A 20,141-nucleotide genomic window follows, 5' to 3' on the forward strand; every position below is an offset into this window, starting at 1 on the left:
AAAAAGGAGAACGTCCTGACGATCGCGACGATTCGCGTGTCCGGCGTGTTTGGTGTCACTGCTCCGGGGCCGCGCGGTCCGCAGCCACGATCTCGCGTCCGTAATCGATCGCGGCGCGGCGCGCTTCGTCCGCGGTCGCGTAAGGCCCGATCTCGGGCGCGCCGTCGAATGGAAACAGAAGTTTTCTGTCCGCTTTTCTGACTACCTTCAGCCCACCTACGTAACGGCCGTCGCCTGTTCCGTGATAGCTCGCGTAAATCTCGAAGTCATCGTCAGCAACGTCGGCCTTATGTCGCGCCATGTGTCTTTTCCCTTATCCCTGCACTCGTGGTACGTCATATTTCGTGTCATCGTGTGGCGCTTATAGCGCTGCCGCAGCCGCACGCTTAACCGACGTCGAGCAAGCCACGTACCACGCGACGCCCGGCCCCGTCCACCGGGCTCCACGCGCGACTCCGTGTGCAACTCCGCGTAGAACTCATCAGCCAAACGCGAAAAAGGGCATGCCGGATAAACCCGGCATGCCCTTTTCTAACGTTCTAACGCCGCACGCGTCGATCAACCGTGCGCGGCGTTCAACGCGGACTCAACTCACCGCAGCTTCGCCACATCCTTCTCCGTCACCTGCACCGCCGCCGGATTCCCAAACTGCGCCGTCAGATAATTGGCAAGCGCGGCAACCTGCGCATCATTCAACTCCGTGGCAAACGCCGGCATCCCGACATCATTACCCTCGGTTTTGCGCTGCACGCCATGCAGAATCACCTGCACCAGGTTCCCCGGATTCGATGCCCCCACCGTGGTGTTATGCAGTAGCGGCGGGTAGTACCCATCCGGCGTGCCCTTGCCTTGCGCCTGATGGCAGGTCGCGCAATTGCCGAGATACAAGCGCGCGGGATCGAGCGTACCGTCGCTCAGCGCCACACCCCGCAACCGCGTCACGTCCGTGGCCGGCTGCCCCCACGTGCCGCGCGCTTGCCGGCTGCCGTCGCTTACAGCAGGCACCGTGCGCACGTAAGTAGCAATAGCGCCGATATCAGCCTCCGTCATCTTCGAGAAGCTGTGCTCCACCGCTTCGCCCATCGGCCCGGCCGCTTGCGCGAGACCCGGCACGCTGCCCGTCCGCAGATACTGCACGAGCTGCGCGTGGGTCCATCCACCAATCCCGCTGTTGGTCGCCGACGTGATGTTGTAGCCGTCCCAGCCCGCCAGCACCGAGCCGCCGAGAAAATCGCCGCCGGTTTCGTCGAGCGCTTTTTCCTGCATCGCGACGCCGCGCGGCGTATGGCATGTGCTGCAATGGGCCAGGCCTTGCACGAGGTACGCACCGCGATTCCATTCGACGCTCTGACTCGACTTCGCCTGATACGGACCGCTCGTCAGAAACAGCCAGTTCCATGCGCTCAGCGGCCAGCGCATGTTGAGCGGCCACGGAATGTCGCTCGCGCGCGTGGCCTGATTCACCGGTGCGACGCCGTAACGGAAATAGGCATAGAGCGCCTTCACGTCGTCGTCGCTGACCTTCGCGTAGGACACGTACGGCATGGCTGGATACAGATTGTGGCCGTCCTTCGAGACACCTTTGCGCAACGCGCGATCGAAGTCGTCGAGCGACCATGTGCCGAGCCCCGTTTGCGGGTCTGGCGTGATGTTGCTCGAGTAGATCGTGCCGAGCATCGGTACTTTCAGCGGCAAGCCGCCGGCAAACGGCATGCCCTTTACCGTGCTATGACACGCCATGCAATCGCCGGCTGTCGCGAGGTATTCGCCGCGTTTGATCAACGCGGTGTCGTTGCCGTTCACCGACGCATCCGCTTGCGCCAACGCAGGCAGAGTCAAGGCACCGGCCAGCAGCCAGAAAAAGGTCTTCTTCAGCACGTTCAAACTTCCTTCTTCAACTGGTCGGCCATGCGCAGCGCCAGCGCCGCGATGGTCAGCGTCACGTTGACGGTGCCCACGGTGGGCATCGTCGCGCTGCTCGAGATAAACAGGTTCGGGTGATCGAAGGTGCGGCAATGCTTGTCGACCACCGAATCGCGCGGATCGCTGCCCATGATGGTCGCGCCCGTGATGTGATTGTTCGGCGCGAATTCGTCCTGATACTCGATCTCGGTACCGCCCAGCACTTTCGCCGCGTTGGCGTAGACCTCGCGGGTATGCACGGCGCCGCGCTTCACGTAATCGTCGATGCGATACGTAATCTCCGGACGCGCAATACCGATCGCGTCGGTCTCCGTCCTGCTCGGCACGATGCGGTTTTCCGGTGCGGGCAGGATTTCGTGGAAGCAATCGAATTCGACGAAGCGCGCCGCGCGGTCGCGAATCTGCGCGTCCAGCTCGGCCGGTTTGATCAGCTTGCCCTGTTTGAAAATCTTCTGCGTTTCCTGATCGATACGCGACAGGTTCGACAGGTGGATCTTCTTCGCGGCTTCGGTCGCGCGGAACGCGCCATCGCGGAAACCGATCAGCGAAGTCATTTCCTGCGGTCCCCGGCCCGGCCACAGTTTTTCGTCGGCGTAGAAGGTCACACCGGTGCCGGGGTGGTCCATCAGATTGCGGCCCACCATGTCGGAGCTATTGCCCACGCCGTTCGGAAAATCGTGGCTGGTGGACATCAGCATGATCTTGGGCGTTTCAATGCCGTTCGCGGCTAGCACGAAGTACTTGCCTTCCACGCGATGCTCGTTGCCCTGCGGGTCTTTATACAAAGCCGCGACGATGCGCTTGTCGGCCCCCACCTCGAGTTTGTAGACGACCGCATTGTCGATCAGCCTGGCACCGGCCTGCTCCGCTTTCTCGACGTGCACGATACCGTTGTACATCGCCCCGATCGGACAGATCGGCATGCAATTGTTGTTGCCGCAACAGGTCGGGCGGCCGTCGTACGGACGGCTGTTGCGCGCCACCGGCTCGGTTACCACGTGATAGCGCGAATCGAACGCGTTGAGCTTGCCCTTGATGGTCTGCTCGTTGTACGACAGCGGCAGCGGCGCCATCGGGTACGGCTGGCTGCGCGGCGAACCGAGTTCCTCGTCCGCCGGGCCCCACACGCCGAGTTCCTCTTCGGCCCGCTGATAGTACGGCTCCAGTTCCGCGTATTCCATCGGCCAGTCGCGGCCCACGCCGTACACGGTCTTCATGTGGAAATCGTTCGGCATGAAGCGCCACGCGGACGCCGCCCAATGCCACGTCGTGCCGCCCACCGCGCGAATGTACTGCGAGTTGAATTTGTGCTCGCCCTTCAGGATCAGATAATTGTTCGGCGGACCGTATTCCGGATGCGGCGCCCATTGACTCGACGGATACGGCGCCGAGTTATCCGACTTGTCGAACTGGTTGCGAAAGCGTTCGACGATCTCCCAGCGCGGCATGCGCGGCCCCGCTTCGAGCAGGATCACGGACTTGCCGGCCAGCGCCATCTGATGCGCGACGATCCCGCCCGCGACACCCGAACCGACCACCACGATATCGGCCTGCTGGGTCTTGGGTTGCGTTTGATTTTGTGAATCGGCCATGCTCAGGCTTGCCTTTCGATCGGTTTGGTAGCCCAGAAACCGGGCTTATTAGGGCAATACGAACGGATGATCAGCGTGTCGGAGACCACGTCGTACATCAGCGCCTGTTCGTACGTGACGACGGTCGTATCGACGGTGCCGAGGTACCACGCTTCGAGAATCTTCAGCGCCAGCGCCTGCTGCGATGTGTCGGCGGAACCGTTGGCAAGCGCGCCGGCCAGCTTCGGCAATTGCCGCGCGAAATCGGCCGACGACTTCTGCAACGCGGCCAGCAGACGCGCGCCGACGTCGCGATTCAGCGCGGTTCGGGCGGTCAGCGATTGCGACAGGCTCATGAAGGCGTCGATGGGCGCGGCGGAGGTGTCGTCGGCGAGCGCCTTGAGCGCGAGCGAGCCGGTCAGGCCCGCAGCGGTTAACGCGAGCGCGCCCTGGAGCCAGCGGCGCCGCGTCATGCTCGACGCTTCACCGCTCGCGGCGAAGGCTGTCCCGTCGCGGGACTCACCGTGCGTATCGTGTGGAGTCAATTGTTGTATTCCTTGTGAGGCGTTTTTTTCAATGCTTGTTGCGGGTGACGCGGATGACGCGGATGACGCGGGTGCTGCGGGTGCCGCCGTGTACAAACGCCGTTCGCTCACAGCACGTTCCATGCCGCTTATCGCGCAGCGTCAAAATTGATGCAGCATGCCGACATAAGCGCCGGTCTGGGATTCGCCGACCAGCGGACTCGTGTTGCTGGCCGAGTCGCGCGGCGACGCTTCGAGCGAGAAGTTCGAGTTGCCGCCGTTGCGCACGTAACCCACCGTGCCATACAGGAAGGTGCGTTTCGTCAGGTTGTAGGTGGTGCCGAGCAGGTACATCATCGCGTGGCCGGACGGGTCGTGGGCGGCGTCGCCGCTGCCGTCGCCGACCTTCACGTAGTAGCCGCCCGCCGTCACCGCCCAGCGCGGCTGGAAGTTGTAGGTCGCACCCAGCCAGTAGTGATCCGCGCTGTCGGCCACGCCGGCCGGCGAGTCGGGCGCCGAGTAATGCGTATAGGCGCCCTGGATCTTCACCGCATCGAAATGCACGTTGGCGCCCACGAAATATTCGCGCGACGCCTGGAAGATATTGCTGAAGCGGCCGTTGCCGTCGCGCAGTTCGTCGTAGATGCCGCGCACGTCGAACAGCGTCGAGTGATAGGTCAGCATGATGCCGTCGGAGCGGCCGAACTCGCCGTTCGCACCGCTGTTGAACGCGCCCGGCTGATTGCCGAACGAGTATTGCCCCTGCACGTCGAAACCCCAGAACACCGGGCTGTGATACTCGACGTTGTTGCTGGTCTGCTGCCAGTTGCGACCACGCACCAGGGAGGCCGACGAAAACGCCTGCTGCACGAACGGATCGAATTCCCACACGCCGTCGCTATCGATAAACAGATTGCGGCCCGCCTGCAGCGTGCCCCACTCTTCGCTCTTCAAGCCGACGAACGCGCGCCGCGACCAGAGGCGTCCGCCGCTGGTGGTGCCGTTCATCACCTGCAGGCCGGTTTCGAGGTTGAAGATCGCATTCAGGCCGCCGCCCAGATCTTCATTGCCCTTGAGGCCGAGCATACTGGTGCCCCAATCGCCGCCCTCGGCGCTCCAGCGGCTCGAACTCCCGCCTGCGGCATTGTCGATGTGATTCAGGTATTCCAGTCCCGCATCGAGGCGGCCATATAACGACACGCTGGTTTGACCATAAGCCAGCGGACTGGCCGCGACCGCGAGGGTCGCCATTAATTTTGCAGGTAGTCTCATTGTTTTGCCGTGAGTTGTTTTGTATCGCGAGGGAGGGCAAAGCCAAATGCGGATGAATCGAAACTACTCGGTGCAGCGCCGGCCGCGCTCATGCAGCGACTGCCGGGAACGCCGGTTTAAAGCGGGGTTCGAAAACGACGATGGATCGAACGATTGAAAGATGTTGCAAAACTACATCTCGCGCGGTCGAACTATAGGGGATACGCGGCCGATAGCCTATCCGTTTGACGCAATAAACTTTTGCGGACAGCGGACTCGACATTAAATGGCCACTCAAAAGGGCGATCGAAAGCTGCTCAAGATAAGATAGGTGCTCAAGACGTCCGCGCCAAATAGAAACGTATTAACCGTTATCGATCCTTTATCTCTCGCCATGAATGCGCCCGAACTGACCGAAGACGAACACCTTGGCCTTTACCAACGCGCAACGGAGAACGGCGCCGAATGGTGGCGCGTCAGCGTCGCCGACCGCCCCGAAAACTACCGGCTCGAACACGGCACGGACAACGGCGAGCGCACCGGCGCGGTCGATATCGATCTGGTGGTCGACGCGGAAAATCTGCGCGCCAAGCTGAAGAAGTGGCGCCGCGAAGGCTTCGCGATCGATATCGACAACGCCGACACCGAGCAGGACACAGCCGAACGAATCGCCTTCATGCCCGCCTTGCAACGCGCCGCCGCGCTCACGGCGGCGGCGAAACAGCGGCACGCGGAAGGCGTGAACGGGAGCGTGCGGATCGGTCATGTCGACGTTCCTTGCGGCCTCGATAGCCCGCTGGTGCCGCGCGTCAATTCCGCGTATCTGTTTTCCGAGCGCTTCAGCGATATCGTCGAGGATATTGTCGAGAACCGCCGCGTCATGCTGATCGGCCACACGGGCGCCGGCAAAACGAGCCTGATCGAACAGGTCGCGGCGCGCTCGCGGCACGGCGTGTTGCGTTCGAACATGAACGGGCAGACCACGGTCGGCGATTTCGTCGGCTTCTGGACCGTCAAGGGCGGCGAGACCTTGTGGGTCGACGGCGTGCTGCCCACCGCAATGCGCGAAGGCCTGTGGTTGATCGTCGACGAAATCGACTTCGCCGAACCGTCCATTCTCGCCGCGCTCACCGCCGTGCTCGAACCGCACGGCCGCCTCGTGCTGAAGGAGAAAGGCAACGAGATCGTGGCGCCCCATCCGGCGTTCCGGCTGTTCGCCACCGCGAACGCGGTCGGCGCGATGAGCCAGTTCCGCCATCTGTATCAGGGCGCCAATCTGATGAACGAGGCGTTTCTCGATCGCTGGCGCGTGTACATGCTCGACTATCTGTCGCCCGCCGAAGAAGCCGACGTGCTGATCCGCACCCTCGCCCCACACATGACGCGCACGCTTGCCACCACGCTCGCCGCGATTGCCGCCGACTGCCGGGCGGCATTCGCGCGCGAGGACCTGTCGAGCGCATTCTCGACGCGGCGTCTGCTCGACTGGGCCCAACTGATGCTGCGCACCGGCGACCCCGAACGCGCGGCGGGACCGGCCATCTACGCCAAGGTCAGTCCGGAAGACGCCGCGTTGATTCGCGGCATCATTCGCCATCACATCGCGCCGGCCGCCTGAACGTGGGCACGATGCACGCTACGCACGACACTCGTGGCTTCACCTTCGAATCCACGCTCAGCAAGGTGGCCCGTGTACTGACGGGGCAATACGGCGTGACGGTCGCGTTCAGTCCGGACGGGCCGCGCGTGGAACCTGGGCGGATCGTGATTCCCGATTACGAGCTGAACGGCGGCATCGAACGCGATGTGCTGATCGGCTATCTGGATCTGCTGGTGGCGCGCGCCAAGCACGCGTCGCTCGCGGAACTCGACGCGCTGCCGGCCGGTATCGAAGCGAAACTCGCGCAGGTGATCGACGACCGTCGCGTGTGCGGTGAATTGCTCGACGAGTATCCGGGCGCGCGCTGGTTCATCGGCAAACTGCGCGTGCATGCTGCCGAACGTGTGCGGCAGCGCTGGCCCAAACTGCATTGGCGCGACCGGCTGGCCTGGTTGGTGGAGCGTACGTTGTGGGACGAATCGCCGACGCGAACCGAAGCGGTCCATTCGCTGCTCGCCGCCTTGCATGCCTCGCAGGACCTGCTGCACGAAGCACGCGGCAGCCGCTCGACCGCGCAGAGCATCGCAACGGCGCGAGCGTTGCTGGCCCGCGTGCGCGCGTTGTCGGCGGGCGACGTGAACAGCATGGTGTTCACCGCCGACCCGGTCGAAGACATCGACACGGAAACGGCCGCGAGTTCGGCCGCGCCGCTCGACGACGAAGACGACACGGTACTGCCCGATCACGACAGCGCGAATTCGCCGCCGTCGGATCGCAGCGGCGGCGCTCAGGCGGAAAACGCGGTCGGCATGGGCCAATCGCCCGGCGACGCGCAGCAGCCTTCGGCGGATAGTGAAGGCGAAGCCGGCGCCGCCGTAGCCAACACGGTGCGCGCACAACTGTCCTTGCCGCTCGCCACCGAATTCGACGAGATCGCCGACCTCACCGGCCAGGGCGATAGCGCGGCATGGCGTGAACTACGCGCGCAAGCCCGGGCGGACACCGCGCCGCTGAAGGAAAAACTCGAACGTGCGCTGAGCGCCGACGAACGCACGCGCTGGCGCCGCGAGCAGGAGCGCGGCGAGATCGACCGTACCGCGCTCGCGAAACTCGCCACCTCGCCGGGGTATCGCACGCCGTTTCGCACGCAGCGGGCGCACAAGGGGCGCGACGTGGCGGTCACGTTGCTGATCGACCGCAGCGGCTCGATGGCCGGACGCAAGATCGAACTCGCGCGCCAATGCGCGACGGCGTTGTGCGATGCGCTGACGCAGTTGTCGTTCGATTGCGAGGTGCTGGGCTACTGCTCGGTGGAATCGGAGCCGATGCGTCAGCTTTATCAGCGGCAGCGCGCGGCGGGTGCGGACTTGCGGCGCTATAACCGCTTCGTCGAGCGGCTCGACCTGAAAGTCTACAAACGCTTCGGCGCGACGGATCTGAGCGGCATTGCGCGGATCGACTGCGGACACGAGAACCCGGACGGCGAAGCGCTCGCGTGGGCGGCGACGCGGCTGGCGGATCATCAGGCCGGCCGGCGCATTCTGATGGTGTTCTCCGACGGTTATCCGTCCACCGGCGACGGCGACCCGCAAGTGCTACGCAGCGATCTGCGCGAACGCGTGGCGGCGATCGGCCAGCGCGGCATCGAACTGGTGGGGATCGGTGTGCTGACCGACGCCGTGGAGGATTTCTATCCGCACAACGTGGTGGTGAGCCGTCTTGCGGAATTACCGTCGACGGTGTTTTCCGTGCTGAGCACGATGCTGCTGAAACGCTAACGCAACTCAGCCGTTCAAAACGCGTTCAGCGGAATCTTCAGATAGCGCACGCCGTTTGCCTCCGGCTCCGGCAGCGCGCCCGCGCGAATATTGATCTGGATGGCCGGCAAAATCAGCGTCGGCATGCCGAGCGTGCGGTCGCGCGCGTTGCGCATCGCGACGAACGCCGCCTCGCTCATACCGTCGCGCAAATGAATATTGTCGCGCCGCTGTTCGGCCACCGTGGTTTGCCAGCGCGGCTCGCGCGTGGGCGGCGGATAGTCGTGGCACATGCACAGCCGCGTCTCCGGCGGCAGCGCCAGCAACGCGCGCGCGGACTCGTAGAGCGTGCCCGCATCGCCGCCCGGAAAATCGCAGCGCGCCGACCCCAGGTCGGGCATGAACAGCGTATCGCCGACAAATACCGCATCACCGATCCGGTAGGCCATGTCCGCGGGCGTATGACCCGGCACATGCAGCGCCTCGCCACGCAATTCGCCGATGCTGAAGATCTCGCCCGGCGCGAACAGATGATCGAACTGGCGGCCGTCCGCGCGCAACTCGTCGGCCAGATTGAAGATGCGTTTGAACGCGCCCTGCACGACGCAAATATCCCTGCCGATAGCAATCTTGCCGCCCAGCCGGTCCTTCAGATACGGCGCCGCCGAAACGTGATCGGCATGTGCGTGCGTTTCCAGCAACCATTCGACCTGCAAGCCATGAGCTTCGACAAAGTCCGCGACGCGTTCCGCCGACGCCGTCGACGTATGCCCGGACTTCGGATCGTAGTCGAGCACCGGGTCGATCACCGCGCAGGCCGAGCCTTCGGCGGCGAACACGACATACGTGAACGTGCCGGTCGTGGCGTCGTAGAAGGCTTCGATCAACGGGCTCATGCTCTGCTCCATGCGACTCATCCTGCTGGGTTCACGCCAGTTGCGGCTTGAACGGATAGTGCTCGATCGTGCCGCCGCGCGCCACTACCGCCGTGCTTTCGGGTATCTCCTCCCAGCCGCCCGGCAGACCCGCGAGCGGTTCGGACCGCACGAGAAACGCGAAGTCGCCGGCCGCCGTGATGCGCGAGTCGTCCGGCTACAACTCGTGCAGATAATGAAACGACGTGCGGCGAAAGAGCGGCCGCGACGCCCCCTCTTTCGAATAGCGCACCGCGACGGTCTGCTCGCCGTCGGATCGGATTCTCTCCGGCTTGATCCACGTGATCTACTTGACCACCGGCTGCAACGTCGCGATCGGAATCAGGAATTCGGAGAAGCCGGTCAACATGATCTGCACGCCAATACACAACAGCAGAAACGACGAGACGCGCATGGCGACCTTGGTGCCTTCCACGCCGAGGTAACGGGCGAAAATCACCGCACGGCTATAAACCAGATAGACGGTGAGCGCCACCAGCAGCGAGATAACCACCGACGCGATACTCGACAGCACGAACTCGGACAGCTTGTGCGTGCGGTTCGCGGTCAGCGCAATGGCCGTGGCGATCGAGCCCGGCCCGGTAGTCAGCGGAATGGTGAACGGGAAGAACGCCTTCGACATGGCGTTGTCCGCGTCGACACGTTTTACCGCCGGTTGCTCGGCCGGCTGGGTGTCGGGCGCGTTGAGCATCTGCCAGCCGCCGACCGCGACCGCGAGGCCGCCGCCAATGCGCAGCGCCTGCATTGAAATGCCGAAGAAATGCAGAATCGGGGTGCCGATAAAGAACGCCACCAGCAGCACGCAGATCACGTTGATCGCAATCTTGCGGGCGAGCGCGGTGCGCTCCTCGGTGGTCAACGACGCAGTCCGGTCAAGGAAGACGAATGCAATGCCGATCGGGTTGATGATGCTGATCAGCCCGGTGAAGCCAAACAGAATGTCCGAGATCAGACTTTCGACCATATGCGTTTTCCGTGATGAACGACTGCTCGCGTCGCGTGACCGGGATCATATCGCGGCGCGCCAGCCAGCACCGCAAAAAGTGCGCGGCCGGCACCTTGCCACAGCCCCGCCGCACTCGACGCCGCGCATTGCAGCGCAGCAAGCAGCGCGCGAAACAGCGCAAAAAGGATGCGCACGCAACTTGCGGAAAGCCTACACTTTTTTGACTTACTTTACGTACCCGAAGCATCAGGCATACAGTCTCCAGCGAAGCCGCACTTTCAACGAGACATACTTACCGGTTCGAGGAGTTGCCCCCATGTTGCTTCGTGTACTCGCCGCGCTGCCGTTCGTCGGCATTCTGCTCGGCGTTCCTTTTGTGAATCGCGTCGAGCCGCTGATGCTCGGTATGCCGTTCGTGCTGGCCTGGATCGTCATGTGGGTCGTGCTCAGTGCGGTCATCATGGCAGTCGTCTATCGTCTGGATCCGTCCAACCGTCAACTCGCCGCCGAAGGCGAGGAGGTCCGCCCATGAGCGCCCTGCTGATCATTGCGGCGATTACGCTGTTCGCGCTGTACCTCGGCATACGCGCGCGGCGCGGCCACGACATGAGCCTGGAACAATGGACGGTGGGCGGCCGCAGCTTCGGCACCGCGTTCGTGTTCCTGCTGATGGCGGGCGAGATCTACACCACCTTCACCTTCCTCGGCGGCAGCGGTTTCGCCTATGGCAAGGGCGCACCGGTCTACTACATTCTCGCGTACGGCACGCTCGCGTACATCATCTCCTACTGGATGCTGCCGCCCATCTGGCGTTATGCGCGAGACCAGCGGCTGGTGTCGCAACCGCACTTCTTCGCGCGCAAATACGACAGCCCGGCGCTCGGCACACTGGTCGCGCTGGTGGGTGTCGCCGCGCTGATTCCGTACCTCGTGCTGCAACTCAAGGGGCTCGGCATTATCGTCGCGACTGCGTCGTATGGCGCGATTTCGTCGACCACGGCGATCTGGATCGGCGCCGCCGTCGTGACCGCTTACGTGATCGTCTCCGGCGTGCGCGGCTCGGCATGGAATTCGGTGGTGAAGGACACGCTGATCCTCGCGATCGTGGTGTTCCTCGGCATCTATCTGCCGATTCACTACTACGGCGGTTTCAGCGACATGTTCCACGCGATCGACGCCGCCCGCCCCGGCTTCCTGACGTTCCCGGCCAAGGGCTCGAGCGTGACCTGGTTCCAGTCGACGGTGCTGCTGACCGCGCTGGGCTTCTTCATGTGGCCGCACTCCTTCGGCTCGATCTTCACCGCGAGGGACGAACGCATTTTCCGCCGCAACGCGATGGTGCTGCCGCTGTACCAGCTGATCCTGCTGTTCGTGTTCTTCGTCGGCTTCGCCGCGACCCTGAAAGTGCCGGGCCTCAAGGGCGGCGATATCGACCTGTCGCTGTTCCGTCTGTCGCTGCAGACTTTCGACCCGTGGTTTGTCGGCGTGATCGGCGGGGCCGGGATTCTGACCGCGCTGGTGCCGGGCTCGATGATTCTGACCTCGGCCTCCACGCTGCTCGCCAACGACGTCTACCGCGGCATGGTGAACCGCAACGCGTCGGACGCCACGGTGACCAATCTGGCGCGACTGCTCGTGCCGGTCGTGGCGCTCGTGGCGGTCGGCTTCACGCTGCATGGCGGCGAAACGATCGTGGCCCTGCTGTTGATGGGCTACAGCTTCGTGACGCAGTTGTTCCCGGCGGTGATCTGCAGCCTGCGGCCGCATAACCGCGCGACCAAACAAGGCGCGTTCTGCGGGATTCTCGCCGGCGTGGCGGTGGTCGCGATCACGACCACGATGCACCTGAGCGTGGGCCAGTTGATGCCGTTCCTGCCCGACATGCTGAAGGACGTCAACATCGGCTTCGTGGCGCTCGCGGTGAACATCATCGTGTTTGCGTTGGTCAGTGCGGTGACGCAGTCGCATCCGGTCGAACAGACGCACGCGCCGGTGCATTAAAAGCTTGCTTTCGAGCAGGCGTTGAAGGGGCTGTCGCCGTCGGCGACAGCCCCTTTCCGTTTACACGGCGGCTACGCGGGTCGCCGGAAAAACGGCTGCGCGCAGAATGTCAAATCTACATAAGAATGAAAAAACCGCCGGCGTTCCGGCGCGAACGTCACGGCGCAATACAGCGGCCCGCACTGCAACACAAACCCGCGGCCACAGCGCGAATCTCCCGCCCACCTCGGGCACACCCCTTGCTCAGCAGACTCATCGCCGAATCCCAACGCACTGTGCAAGTGCAAAAAAAACTGTGTCCCTGGGGGCCATCTTGTCGCTCAACGTTCTTCTCGTCGCTTCCGAAGCCCTGCCGCTCGCCAAATCCGGCGGCCTCGGCGACATGGTCAGTGCCTACGCCGCCGCGCTACGCGATGCCGGCGTCGATGTCTCGATTCTGATGCCGGCTTACCCCGACGCGCTCGAGCGCGCCCTCGACGTCACGCCCGTCGCGCGCATGACCGGCCTGCCCGGCGGCGACGCCCGGCTGCTGCGCGCGCGGATGCCCGACACCGGCGTCACGGTGCTGCTGCTGCAAATGGACCACCTGTTCGCCCGCGAAGGTCTGTACCGCGATCCGCACGGGCGCGACTATCTCGACAACCTGACGCGCTTCGCGTCGCTCGCCGCGGCGGCGACCCGGATCGCCCGCGGCGTGCGCAATCTGAAGCGCCCCGACATCGTGCACACGCACGATTGGCATGCGGGCCTCACGCCGCTTTATATGCGGCTGGCGGGTGTCGCCGCGAAAAGCGTCTTCACGATTCATAACCTGGCCTTCCAGGGCAACCATCCGCTCGCGATGGGCGGCTGGATCGGCGTGCCGTCCGAGTTGCTGGCGCCCGCGCTATCCGACGAACGCAGCATCGAGTTCTATGGCTCACTGAGCATGATGAAAGCGGGGATTGTCCACGCCGACCGCGTCAACACCGTCAGCCGCCGCTATGCGCGCGAGATTCTGACGCCCCGCTTCGGCCACGGCATGGAAGGCGTGTTGCAGGCACAGGCCGGCAAACTGTCGGGCATCGTCAACGGCATCGATACGGTGGCGTGGAATCCGGCGACCGATCCGCAGATCGCCCGTCCCTATTCCGTCGACGACACCGCCGGCAAGCAGGCCTGCAAGCGCGAATTGCAACAGGCGTTCGGGCTGACGCGCGATCCGTTCGCACCGTTGGTCGCGATCGGCAGCCGGCTGACCGAACAGAAGCTCGCCGATGTCGTGGTACGCGCGTTGCCGATACTGCTCGAACGGCATCCCCGTCTGCAGTTCGCGATTCTCGGTCAGGGCGAGCCCCTGCTCGAACTGGCGCTGCAGCAACTCGCGGCGGCATGGCCCGGGCGGGTGGGCGTGCAGATCGGCTACGACGAACGGCGCGCGCATATGCTGCACGCGGGCGCGGACATGCTGCTGCACGGCAGCCGCTTCGAGCCCTGCGGACTCACCCAGCTTTACGCCATGCGCTACGGCACGATTCCGGTGGCGTCGCGTGTGGGTGGACTGGCGGACACGATCGTCGATTACCTGCCGCTCGAAGCGCCCGATCCGCGTGAGCCGCGCGACGTGCGACTCATGCACGGCGAAGACAGCGCGACCGGTTTCCTGTTCGACGGGGAACAGGTGGACGACGTCGTGCATGCGCTCGGACGGGCCTTGGCCGCGTTCGTGCAGCCGGCGTCGTGGCATGCGCTGCAGCGCAACGCGATGAGCCGCGATTTCGGCTGGGAAAGCTCCACCGCGAACTATCTCGCGCTGTATGCGGAAATGGTCGATGCACGCCCCGCGTTGCGCGAGTCGCGCGTTCGCAAGACACCGGTTCGGGCTCGCGCAGCGGGCTCCGCGGCTGGGACACGCCAGGCCGCTCGTGCGGACGAGGGGTTCAACACCGCCGTCGGGGAGATGGCGCGTAGTGCGTGATCGGCGCGCCGAATAACCCCACGCGGCCACGGTTGAACCACCCGACTCCGCGTCGCGCACGTTAAGCTCGCGGGCACACTCGTCATCATGGAGTTGCCGATGCCGTCACCCGTGCTCCGCGTCGCTCGTCCTACCAACCAGCTCCAGCCGGTCGTCGACTTCTATACGCGTGGACTCGGCTTCGACGTGCTGGCACGCTTCGACGATCACGAGGGTTTCGACGGCGTCGTCGTCGGACGGCGCGACGCTCCGTGGCATCTTGAATTCACGCATCAGCACGGTGTCATCGTGGAACGGGCGCCGACTCACGAACATCTTCTCGCGCTCTATCTGCCCGAGCTCGACGAATGGCGCGCCGCGCTCGAACGGCTTCGGGCATTCGGCGCGACGCCGTGTCAAGCCGCCAACCCCTACTGGGATCGTCAGGGCAAAACGTTCGAGGATCCGGATGGCTATCGAATCGTGCTGCAGCATGCCGCGTGGCGTTGAAACCCACGTCACGCCCGACTCCGACACGCCCATACATCCGTTCCGGCGAGCACCCGCGTTACCACGCCGCCGCAGCGATAAACGACGCTAGACTACGGCCGGGTCCAGCCACAACAATCGCACAACTATCCGGAGCGCACCGATGCCTTACGTTCTCTACTATTCGCCCGGCGCGGCCAGCATGGCGGTACATTGGATGCTGATCGAACTGGGCGTCGCATTCGAAGCCCGTCTCGTCGATATCAATATCGGCCAGCAGCACGAGCCGGACTATCTGCGGCTCAACCCCACGGGCCGTGTGCCGACGCTGGTGGTCGACGGGGTGCCGCGTCACGAGTCGGCCGCGCTGCTGATGCTGCTCGCCGAACGCCATCCCGACGCCGGCTTCGCGCCCGCTGCCGGTTCCGCGGAGCGCGCCGAGTGGTTCGAAACGATGATCTTTCTCGCCAACACGGTGCTGCCCGCCATGCGCGACTGGTTCTACGCGGATGTCGACAGTGAAGCGGCCGGCGGCGCCGAGGCGGTGCGCGCACTCGCGGCGCAGCGGCTCTCGCAGGCCTGGGACAGGCTCGACGCGCAATTGGCCGGCAAGCCGGGCTACCTGATCGGCGACAAGCTCGGCACAGTGGATTTTCTGGCCCTCATGCTGATGCGCTGGACCCGCAATCAGCCGCGACCCGCGACCGGTTGGCCGCATCTCGCCAGCTATATCCAGAGGTTGCGCGCGCTACCGTCGTTCATCGAACTGAATGCGCGCGAAGGGCTCACCGAGTGGCTTAACCCGAACGATTGACCGGTGCGGCGGGCCCGACTTCAGCTCTGCCGCCTGCCGACCAGGCCGAGCCCGCCGCGCGACAACCCGCTCAGGTCGTCGACCGCCAGCGCCGCCGCGTACAACTGCGCCACCGGCACCCACACCGCCGGGTACCTGTCGCGCGCCACTATGTGTTCACCGTGTTCAACGGCCAGGTGCGGTAAGATCCGTCGCCATCGAAATCCATTCAACGGAATCAACAGTTTGAGCATGACCATCCCGTCACCTTGCGTCGATGTCTGCAGACTCGACGGCGCGACCGGCTTCTGCATCGGATGCCTGCGCACACGCGACGAAATTCGCGGGTGGAAAACCATGACCGACGACCTGCGCCTGCAGGTCATTGCCCAAAAAAACCACCGGGAAGTCACGGCGCAAGCGCAGATTCACGGCCCCCGCGCGGCGGCGCACAGGTCCTGAGCGGCAGCGCTCATGCGGGCGGGACGGCGAACGCGAAACTGTTCTTGCCGGTGCGCTTGACGTGGTACATCGCTTCGTCGGCGGCGGCGACCAGCCGCTGATAATCGTCGACGAGATCGGGAAAGCTCGCAATGCCGACACTGGCGCTGACCGAACCGATGCCCATCTGCGTGTCGGTCTCGATCACGCATGCAATCAGGCGCTGGGCGATCTCGCCCAATTCGGCGGCCTTCGAAAATTCCCGCACCAGCACCGCGAACTCGTCGCCGCCAATCCGCGCGACGACATCGCCTTTGCGCACCGAGACACGAAAGCGCCGCGACACGGCAATCAGAAAATCATCGCCGACGCGGTGACCGAGCGAGTCGTTGATCTGCTTGAAACCGTCGAGGTCCACGTACAGCACCGCGATCTTGTACGGCGGCGAAACCGCAGGGTCGCTTCCACGTACAAGCGCATGCCAGTTTTCCGCAGCCTCTTCGAGCGTGGCGAACAGCTTGCGGCGGTTCGGCAACCCGGTCATCGGATCGTGCAAGGCCGCCTGCTCGAACTCCTGTGATTGCCCGACCAGTTGACGGTTACGTTTGGCGTAAAGACCCAGTGCGGCCAGCAGCAGGCAAAACAGCAACGCGGCCAACGCGATCAGCAGGTTCGCGACATGCGCGATGCGCAGCCGCACGTCGGCGCTGTCCACGTCGTGTTGAGCACGCCAGAACGTCGACACCGTGGCGAGCCATGTGTCGACGCCGCCGAGCGGCGCATCGGCCGCGAGCGCCCCGGGCGGCATGCGTGGCGCGGGGATCGGGCTGGCATTGACGAGCGCCGCGAGCGAATCGAGGCGCTGAGCCAGCTCGGCGCGCGCGAGCCTGACACCCTGCGCCGCATGCCGGCTATCGCCCGGCGCCTGCTGCCACACGCCGACCACGGCGCGCGCGCCCTCCGCGCGTTGCACCGCGTCGAGCACGAGGCCCGCGTAGTCCTGTTTCACCTGATCGGAAAAGATCGTCCTGATCTGCAACGCCAGATACAGCAGGCCGATCAGCAGACACAGCAGCGAGACGGCAGCCAGCATGGCCGGCGCCGGCGCAAAGCGGGTCGCGAAAGCGCGTTTCGCTCGGCCGCGCCAGGTGCGCTGACGCTCACGGGTGGGAGTAGATGTCTTGTTGACTTGCGTTGCCATGCTGCCGGTAGCTCACACGGTGGAAAAACTGCCCCATGCGGGCGAACAGGCTTTTGGGTCGGGTGTTCGCGGCGTGGCGCTCGGAGGGGGATGCGGCGCGGGCGTCGGCGGACCGTGGGTCTTTGGCGGGCCTGGCGGCGGCGAGTTGCAGGGTGGGCGGAGCCGTCGCGACGGTTGCACGGCGACCCGCTGCCGATGACGACGACAACGGCGACGCGCCCGGCGCAACGTCCGTCGCGCCGGCGAGTTGCGGATCTGACGTGGCGGGTCGTGCCACTTCGCCGGACCACGATGCGAGGCGGCCACCCTGCTCCGCCTGTGCCTCGCTGGACGTTCCGCCCGCCGTGGGTACGACGGTGGTCGGGTTCGGTGCCGAGGGCGCTGCAGCGGCGGCATTTGCCGCGTTTTGTGTCGCAGAGTTTGCCCTGCCTGCGTTCGCCGTGAGCGTGCCGGCCGCACTGCCTCCCGCCACCGGCGCACTCGCGCCGAGCGCCTGGCGCGCGCCTGCGATCGCTTCGGCGTAGGCCTGCTGATCGTGATTGAACCAGACGCCATACGCGACCGTCCCCAACACGCCGAGGGCCAACGCGCCGGCGGTGGCGACGCCCATCGCCAGCCGGCCGAAGCGTGGCGGCGCGACGGCCGGCGCCGGCCGGCCATACGCCTTGCCGGCGGGAGCGGGTTCGTCGAGCGGAGAAACGGGGAGATTGGGCAAGTCGGTATCGTGGTACATCGCAATACGCTCCGTCATCCTGATGTCTGACGTTTAAGCAGACGGGGGTTTCGCGCGACCTTGCCGAGCCGACGCAGGGTCGTTCGAAGAATTTACCCCGCTTATCGGATAGCGACAACACGGCAATGCTGCGCTTTAAACGCCATCGTTGCGAGAGCTGTCGGCGTCGGGCCGGCTGGTAAAACCTGCCAGGGCTACCCGTCGCCGGACGCGCCACCGGGTAACCGCCCGGCGCGCTTGTGCCCGCCGGAACAAGGCCCGGCCGGGCGAACGGCTCTCGACTGCGTTCGATGGCACTCATAGACGCAACAACCAGGCCTGCACCGCAGCGGTGCCGTGCCGAACCGTAAAATTTCGCGGGCAGTGCTTGAAACACAGTGGTGCAAGACAACCCGCGAAAGCATACCGAACAGACCCGACCCGCGACCTCATTCAACCGTGATGGTCTCCTTCATGGTCGGATGAATCCCGCAGAAAACCTTGTACACGCCCGGCTTATCGAATTTGAACTGATACGTGTCGTTCTGATCGAGCGCGGCGGAACGGAACAAGCCCGCGTCGTTCACCACAGTGTGCGGCTCGCCGTCGAGGTTCTTCCACGTCACCGTCGAACCGGCTTTAACGGTCATCGCCATCGGCGAGAACATGAAATTCTTGATGACGACGGCGCCCGGTGTCTGCGCGCGCGCAACCGACGAACCGGCGGCCACCGCGAACAGGCTCGCGCCCAGCAACAGCACACGCGACACGCGACGAAGGGTAAGGATTTGCATGGTCGAACTCCTGAATGTGAAAAGCGCGCTGGATCAGACCAGCGTCGTATCGTCGAGCGTTGCCTTGAGCGGATGGTGCGCGATCTTGATGCTGGTCACGCCGAGCATGCGGGGCAGTTGATCGCTCGGCACCGTCAGCGGGCCGGGACCGGGGCCGTTGCCGGCGGTCGGCTGCGGATACGCCGTTGAGCGCGCCGTGTGGAACGTGATGTTGCCCTCCACCTTCGAGACGATCTGATGAATGTGCCCGTTGAGCACCGTCACCGAGCCGAAGCGCTTCAGGTAGCTCATGGCCTGACCCGCGTCGCCGGTGCCCCAGCCCCACGGTTCGTAGATGGTCCACATCGGCATGTGTGCGAACACCACGATCGGCGTGCTCGACGAGCGGCCTTTCAGATCGTTGTCGAGCCACGCGAGCTGGTCGTCGCCGAGACCGCCCAGGCCGTTCGGCTTGAAATGCATCACGTTGACGAGCGCGACGAAATGCACGCCCTGATGATCGAAGCTGTAATAGCCCTTGTTGTCCGAAGCCTGACCGAAACGGCTGAAGTATTCGGTGCCGGCGCCGTCGGTCACGTCGTGCTCGCCGGGCACCGTGTGTAACTCGGTGATGTTCAGGCCGGACAAGAGCTGCGCCGCCAGATCGAATTCCGCCGGCCGCGACAGGTGCGTGATATCGCCCGTATGGATCGTCAGCGCCGGTTTCACCGGCATCGCGTTGACGAAGTCGATGGTCTGCTTCAGCGTGCCCGCCACGTCCGGGTTGGCCTCCTTGTTGAAGCCGATATGCGAGTCGCTGATCTGCAGAAAGAGCGGCACGCCGGATTTCGCGGCGGACGTTCCGGCGTCGGCGGCGAGCGCCAGTTCCATGGGCGTGAGAATCCCGCCCGCCAGCACGAACACGGTGCCCACGCTGCCGAATGCCAGGCATTTGAGCGCGTTGCGACGTGACGCGTCGAACGGTTGATGTGACGACATGGTGACCACCTCAGGGTAAAGACTCGCGAACGGACCGCCGGATCATCCGGCGGGTGTCGCGACTCGGTTCGTCACGCATGACCGGCGAGGTGTCGGTTTTATTCCAACTTGTTGAGTGCGCGCCGTCCGGCGAGGTCGGCGAAGTGCATTTTCTTCTTTGACCCCATACCTTCGAAGCATGCCTACCAGCTTATAAAGTCTTTTTCCTCTGGCTGCCGAACCTCTAAATTGCATTCAAGCCAACGATTTGACGCCGCTCACGAGACACCCAAAGTGACGACGAACAACT

General features: G+C 64.3%; 20 protein-coding genes and 1 pseudogene. 8 read left to right on the top strand and 13 right to left on the bottom strand.

Features of this window, described 5'->3' with window-relative positions; all coding sequences use genetic code 11:
• Positions 1–55 precede the first annotated feature (55 nt).
• The 5 genes from BX591_RS26840 to BX591_RS26860 form a co-directional block, all read right to left on the bottom strand.
• A complete protein-coding gene (locus tag BX591_RS26840; protein ID WP_111934353.1) occupies positions 56–301 on the bottom strand; it encodes a DUF6723 family protein in 246 nt (81 codons plus the stop codon).
• A 290-nt stretch (positions 302–591) separates the two neighbouring features.
• Entirely contained in the window at positions 592–1,878 is a 1,287-nt protein-coding gene (locus tag BX591_RS26845; RefSeq protein WP_111934354.1) for a cytochrome c, read from the bottom strand.
• A gap of 2 nt (positions 1,879–1,880) precedes the next feature.
• Complete coding sequence (locus tag BX591_RS26850; protein ID WP_111934355.1) at positions 1,881–3,515, bottom strand: GMC family oxidoreductase; 1,635 nt, start codon at positions 3,513–3,515, stop codon at positions 1,881–1,883.
• A gap of 2 nt (positions 3,516–3,517) precedes the next feature.
• The gene (locus tag BX591_RS26855) at positions 3,518–3,967 is read right to left on the bottom strand and encodes a sugar dehydrogenase complex small subunit (protein ID WP_111934356.1); all 450 of its coding nucleotides are present in this window, start codon (positions 3,965–3,967) and stop codon (positions 3,518–3,520) included.
• Between the two features lie 213 nt (positions 3,968–4,180).
• On the bottom strand, positions 4,181–5,290 hold the full coding sequence (locus tag BX591_RS26860; protein ID WP_111934357.1) for a porin: 1,110 nt from the start codon (positions 5,288–5,290) through the stop codon (positions 4,181–4,183).
• Between the two features lie 373 nt (positions 5,291–5,663).
• Between BX591_RS26860 and BX591_RS26865 the strand changes: the two genes are divergently transcribed.
• Entirely contained in the window at positions 5,664–6,887 is a 1,224-nt protein-coding gene (locus tag BX591_RS26865) for an AAA family ATPase (protein WP_111934358.1), read from the top strand.
• Between the two features lie 11 nt (positions 6,888–6,898).
• Entirely contained in the window at positions 6,899–8,647 is a 1,749-nt protein-coding gene (locus tag BX591_RS26870) for a cobaltochelatase CobT-related protein (RefSeq protein WP_111934423.1), read from the top strand.
• Positions 8,648–8,661: 14 nt separating this feature from the next.
• Here BX591_RS26870 and BX591_RS26875 read toward each other — a convergent pair whose 3' ends face one another.
• The 3 genes and pseudogenes from BX591_RS26875 to BX591_RS26885 all read right to left on the bottom strand — a co-directional run bounded on the left by BX591_RS26875 (position 8,662) and on the right by BX591_RS26885 (position 10,525).
• Positions 8,662–9,522 (bottom strand): MBL fold metallo-hydrolase, encoded by an 861-nt coding sequence (locus BX591_RS26875; protein WP_111934359.1) that lies wholly within the window; start codon positions 9,520–9,522, stop codon positions 8,662–8,664.
• A 31-nt stretch (positions 9,523–9,553) separates the two neighbouring features.
• Positions 9,554–9,817 (bottom strand): annotated as a pseudogene (locus BX591_RS26880) (class II glutamine amidotransferase); the annotation flags it as partial.
• Between the two features lie 30 nt (positions 9,818–9,847).
• Positions 9,848–10,525: a MarC family protein gene (locus BX591_RS26885; RefSeq protein WP_111934360.1), complete on the bottom strand. Its 678-nt coding sequence runs from the start codon at positions 10,523–10,525 to the stop codon at positions 9,848–9,850.
• A gap of 298 nt (positions 10,526–10,823) precedes the next feature.
• On the opposite strand from BX591_RS26885, the gene BX591_RS26890 reads away from it, so the two are divergent.
• The 5 genes from BX591_RS26890 to BX591_RS26910 all read left to right on the top strand — a co-directional run bounded on the left by BX591_RS26890 (position 10,824) and on the right by BX591_RS26910 (position 15,747).
• Complete coding sequence (locus BX591_RS26890; RefSeq protein WP_111934361.1) at positions 10,824–11,039, top strand: DUF3311 domain-containing protein; 216 nt, start codon at positions 10,824–10,826, stop codon at positions 11,037–11,039.
• Positions 11,036–12,508, top strand: a complete 1,473-nt coding sequence (locus BX591_RS26895; RefSeq protein ID WP_111934362.1) for a sodium:solute symporter family protein — start codon at positions 11,036–11,038, stop codon at positions 12,506–12,508. The genes BX591_RS26890 and BX591_RS26895 overlap by 4 nt, the downstream gene beginning before the upstream one ends.
• A gap of 313 nt (positions 12,509–12,821) precedes the next feature.
• Entirely contained in the window at positions 12,822–14,465 is a 1,644-nt protein-coding gene (gene glgA / locus BX591_RS26900; protein ID WP_111934363.1) for a glycogen synthase GlgA, read from the top strand.
• 99 nt (positions 14,466–14,564) lie between these two features.
• Positions 14,565–14,954: a VOC family protein gene (locus BX591_RS26905; RefSeq protein WP_111934364.1), complete on the top strand. Its 390-nt coding sequence runs from the start codon at positions 14,565–14,567 to the stop codon at positions 14,952–14,954.
• A 142-nt stretch (positions 14,955–15,096) separates the two neighbouring features.
• On the top strand, positions 15,097–15,747 hold the full coding sequence (locus BX591_RS26910; RefSeq protein ID WP_111934365.1) for a glutathione S-transferase family protein: 651 nt from the start codon (positions 15,097–15,099) through the stop codon (positions 15,745–15,747).
• Between the two features lie 20 nt (positions 15,748–15,767).
• Here the strand turns inward: BX591_RS26910 and BX591_RS26915 are convergent, their stop codons facing one another.
• The gene (locus tag BX591_RS26915; RefSeq protein WP_244147129.1) at positions 15,768–15,896 is read right to left on the bottom strand and encodes a phytochelatin synthase family protein; all 129 of its coding nucleotides are present in this window, start codon (positions 15,894–15,896) and stop codon (positions 15,768–15,770) included.
• 82 nt (positions 15,897–15,978) lie between these two features.
• Here BX591_RS26915 and BX591_RS26920 point away from each other — a divergent pair, with 82 nt between their 5' ends.
• Positions 15,979–16,188 (top strand): DUF1289 domain-containing protein, encoded by a 210-nt coding sequence (locus tag BX591_RS26920; protein ID WP_111934366.1) that lies wholly within the window; start codon positions 15,979–15,981, stop codon positions 16,186–16,188.
• 10 nt (positions 16,189–16,198) lie between these two features.
• Here the strand turns inward: BX591_RS26920 and BX591_RS26925 are convergent, their stop codons facing one another.
• The 4 genes from BX591_RS26925 to BX591_RS26940 all read right to left on the bottom strand — a co-directional run bounded on the left by BX591_RS26925 (position 16,199) and on the right by BX591_RS26940 (position 19,852).
• Positions 16,199–17,260, bottom strand: coding sequence for a GGDEF domain-containing protein (locus BX591_RS26925; protein WP_111934367.1), 1,062 nt, complete (start codon positions 17,258–17,260; stop codon positions 16,199–16,201).
• Positions 17,261–17,327: 67 nt separating this feature from the next.
• Positions 17,328–18,101: a hypothetical protein gene (locus BX591_RS26930; RefSeq protein WP_111934368.1), complete on the bottom strand. Its 774-nt coding sequence runs from the start codon at positions 18,099–18,101 to the stop codon at positions 17,328–17,330.
• A gap of 428 nt (positions 18,102–18,529) precedes the next feature.
• Positions 18,530–18,874 carry a cupredoxin domain-containing protein gene (locus tag BX591_RS26935; protein ID WP_111934369.1) on the bottom strand — a complete coding sequence of 115 codons (345 nt, stop codon included), beginning with the start codon at positions 18,872–18,874 and terminating at the stop codon, positions 18,530–18,532.
• 33 nt (positions 18,875–18,907) lie between these two features.
• Positions 18,908–19,852 (bottom strand): metallophosphoesterase family protein, encoded by a 945-nt coding sequence (locus BX591_RS26940; protein WP_111934370.1) that lies wholly within the window; start codon positions 19,850–19,852, stop codon positions 18,908–18,910.
• Positions 19,853–20,141: the final 289 nt, after the last annotated feature.

The sequence above is a fragment of the Paraburkholderia bryophila genome, assembly GCF_003269035.1.
Classification (GTDB): Bacteria; Pseudomonadota; Gammaproteobacteria; order Burkholderiales; family Burkholderiaceae; genus Paraburkholderia; species Paraburkholderia bryophila.

Excerpts from the sequence above, each read along its gene's own strand:
- BX591_RS26840 (WP_111934353.1), bottom strand. The coding sequence starts at position 301 with ATGGCGCGACATAAGGCCGACGTTGCTGACGATGACTTCGAGATTTAC.
- BX591_RS26850 (WP_111934355.1), bottom strand. The coding sequence starts at position 3,515 with ATGGCCGATTCACAAAATCAAACGCAACCCAAGACCCAGCAGGCCGAT.
- BX591_RS26890 (WP_111934361.1), top strand. The coding sequence starts at position 10,824 with ATGTTGCTTCGTGTACTCGCCGCGCTGCCGTTCGTCGGCATTCTGCTC.
- BX591_RS26935 (WP_111934369.1), bottom strand. The coding sequence starts at position 18,874 with ATGCAAATCCTTACCCTTCGTCGCGTGTCGCGTGTGCTGTTGCTGGGC.
- BX591_RS26895 (WP_111934362.1), top strand. The coding sequence starts at position 11,036 with ATGAGCGCCCTGCTGATCATTGCGGCGATTACGCTGTTCGCGCTGTAC.
- BX591_RS26860 (WP_111934357.1), bottom strand. The coding sequence starts at position 5,290 with ATGAGACTACCTGCAAAATTAATGGCGACCCTCGCGGTCGCGGCCAGT.
- BX591_RS26920 (WP_111934366.1), top strand. The coding sequence starts at position 15,979 with ATGACCATCCCGTCACCTTGCGTCGATGTCTGCAGACTCGACGGCGCG.
- BX591_RS26875 (WP_111934359.1), bottom strand. The coding sequence starts at position 9,522 with ATGAGCCCGTTGATCGAAGCCTTCTACGACGCCACGACCGGCACGTTC.
- BX591_RS26865 (WP_111934358.1), top strand. The coding sequence starts at position 5,664 with ATGAATGCGCCCGAACTGACCGAAGACGAACACCTTGGCCTTTACCAA.
- BX591_RS26885 (WP_111934360.1), bottom strand. The coding sequence starts at position 10,525 with ATGGTCGAAAGTCTGATCTCGGACATTCTGTTTGGCTTCACCGGGCTG.
- BX591_RS26870 (WP_111934423.1), top strand. The coding sequence starts at position 6,899 with ATGCACGCTACGCACGACACTCGTGGCTTCACCTTCGAATCCACGCTC.
- BX591_RS26930 (WP_111934368.1), bottom strand. The coding sequence starts at position 18,101 with ATGTACCACGATACCGACTTGCCCAATCTCCCCGTTTCTCCGCTCGAC.
- BX591_RS26905 (WP_111934364.1), top strand. The coding sequence starts at position 14,565 with ATGCCGTCACCCGTGCTCCGCGTCGCTCGTCCTACCAACCAGCTCCAG.
- BX591_RS26925 (WP_111934367.1), bottom strand. The coding sequence starts at position 17,260 with ATGCTGGCTGCCGTCTCGCTGCTGTGTCTGCTGATCGGCCTGCTGTAT.
- BX591_RS26910 (WP_111934365.1), top strand. The coding sequence starts at position 15,097 with ATGCCTTACGTTCTCTACTATTCGCCCGGCGCGGCCAGCATGGCGGTA.
- BX591_RS26940 (WP_111934370.1), bottom strand. The coding sequence starts at position 19,852 with ATGTCGTCACATCAACCGTTCGACGCGTCACGTCGCAACGCGCTCAAA.
- BX591_RS26855 (WP_111934356.1), bottom strand. The coding sequence starts at position 3,967 with ATGACGCGGCGCCGCTGGCTCCAGGGCGCGCTCGCGTTAACCGCTGCG.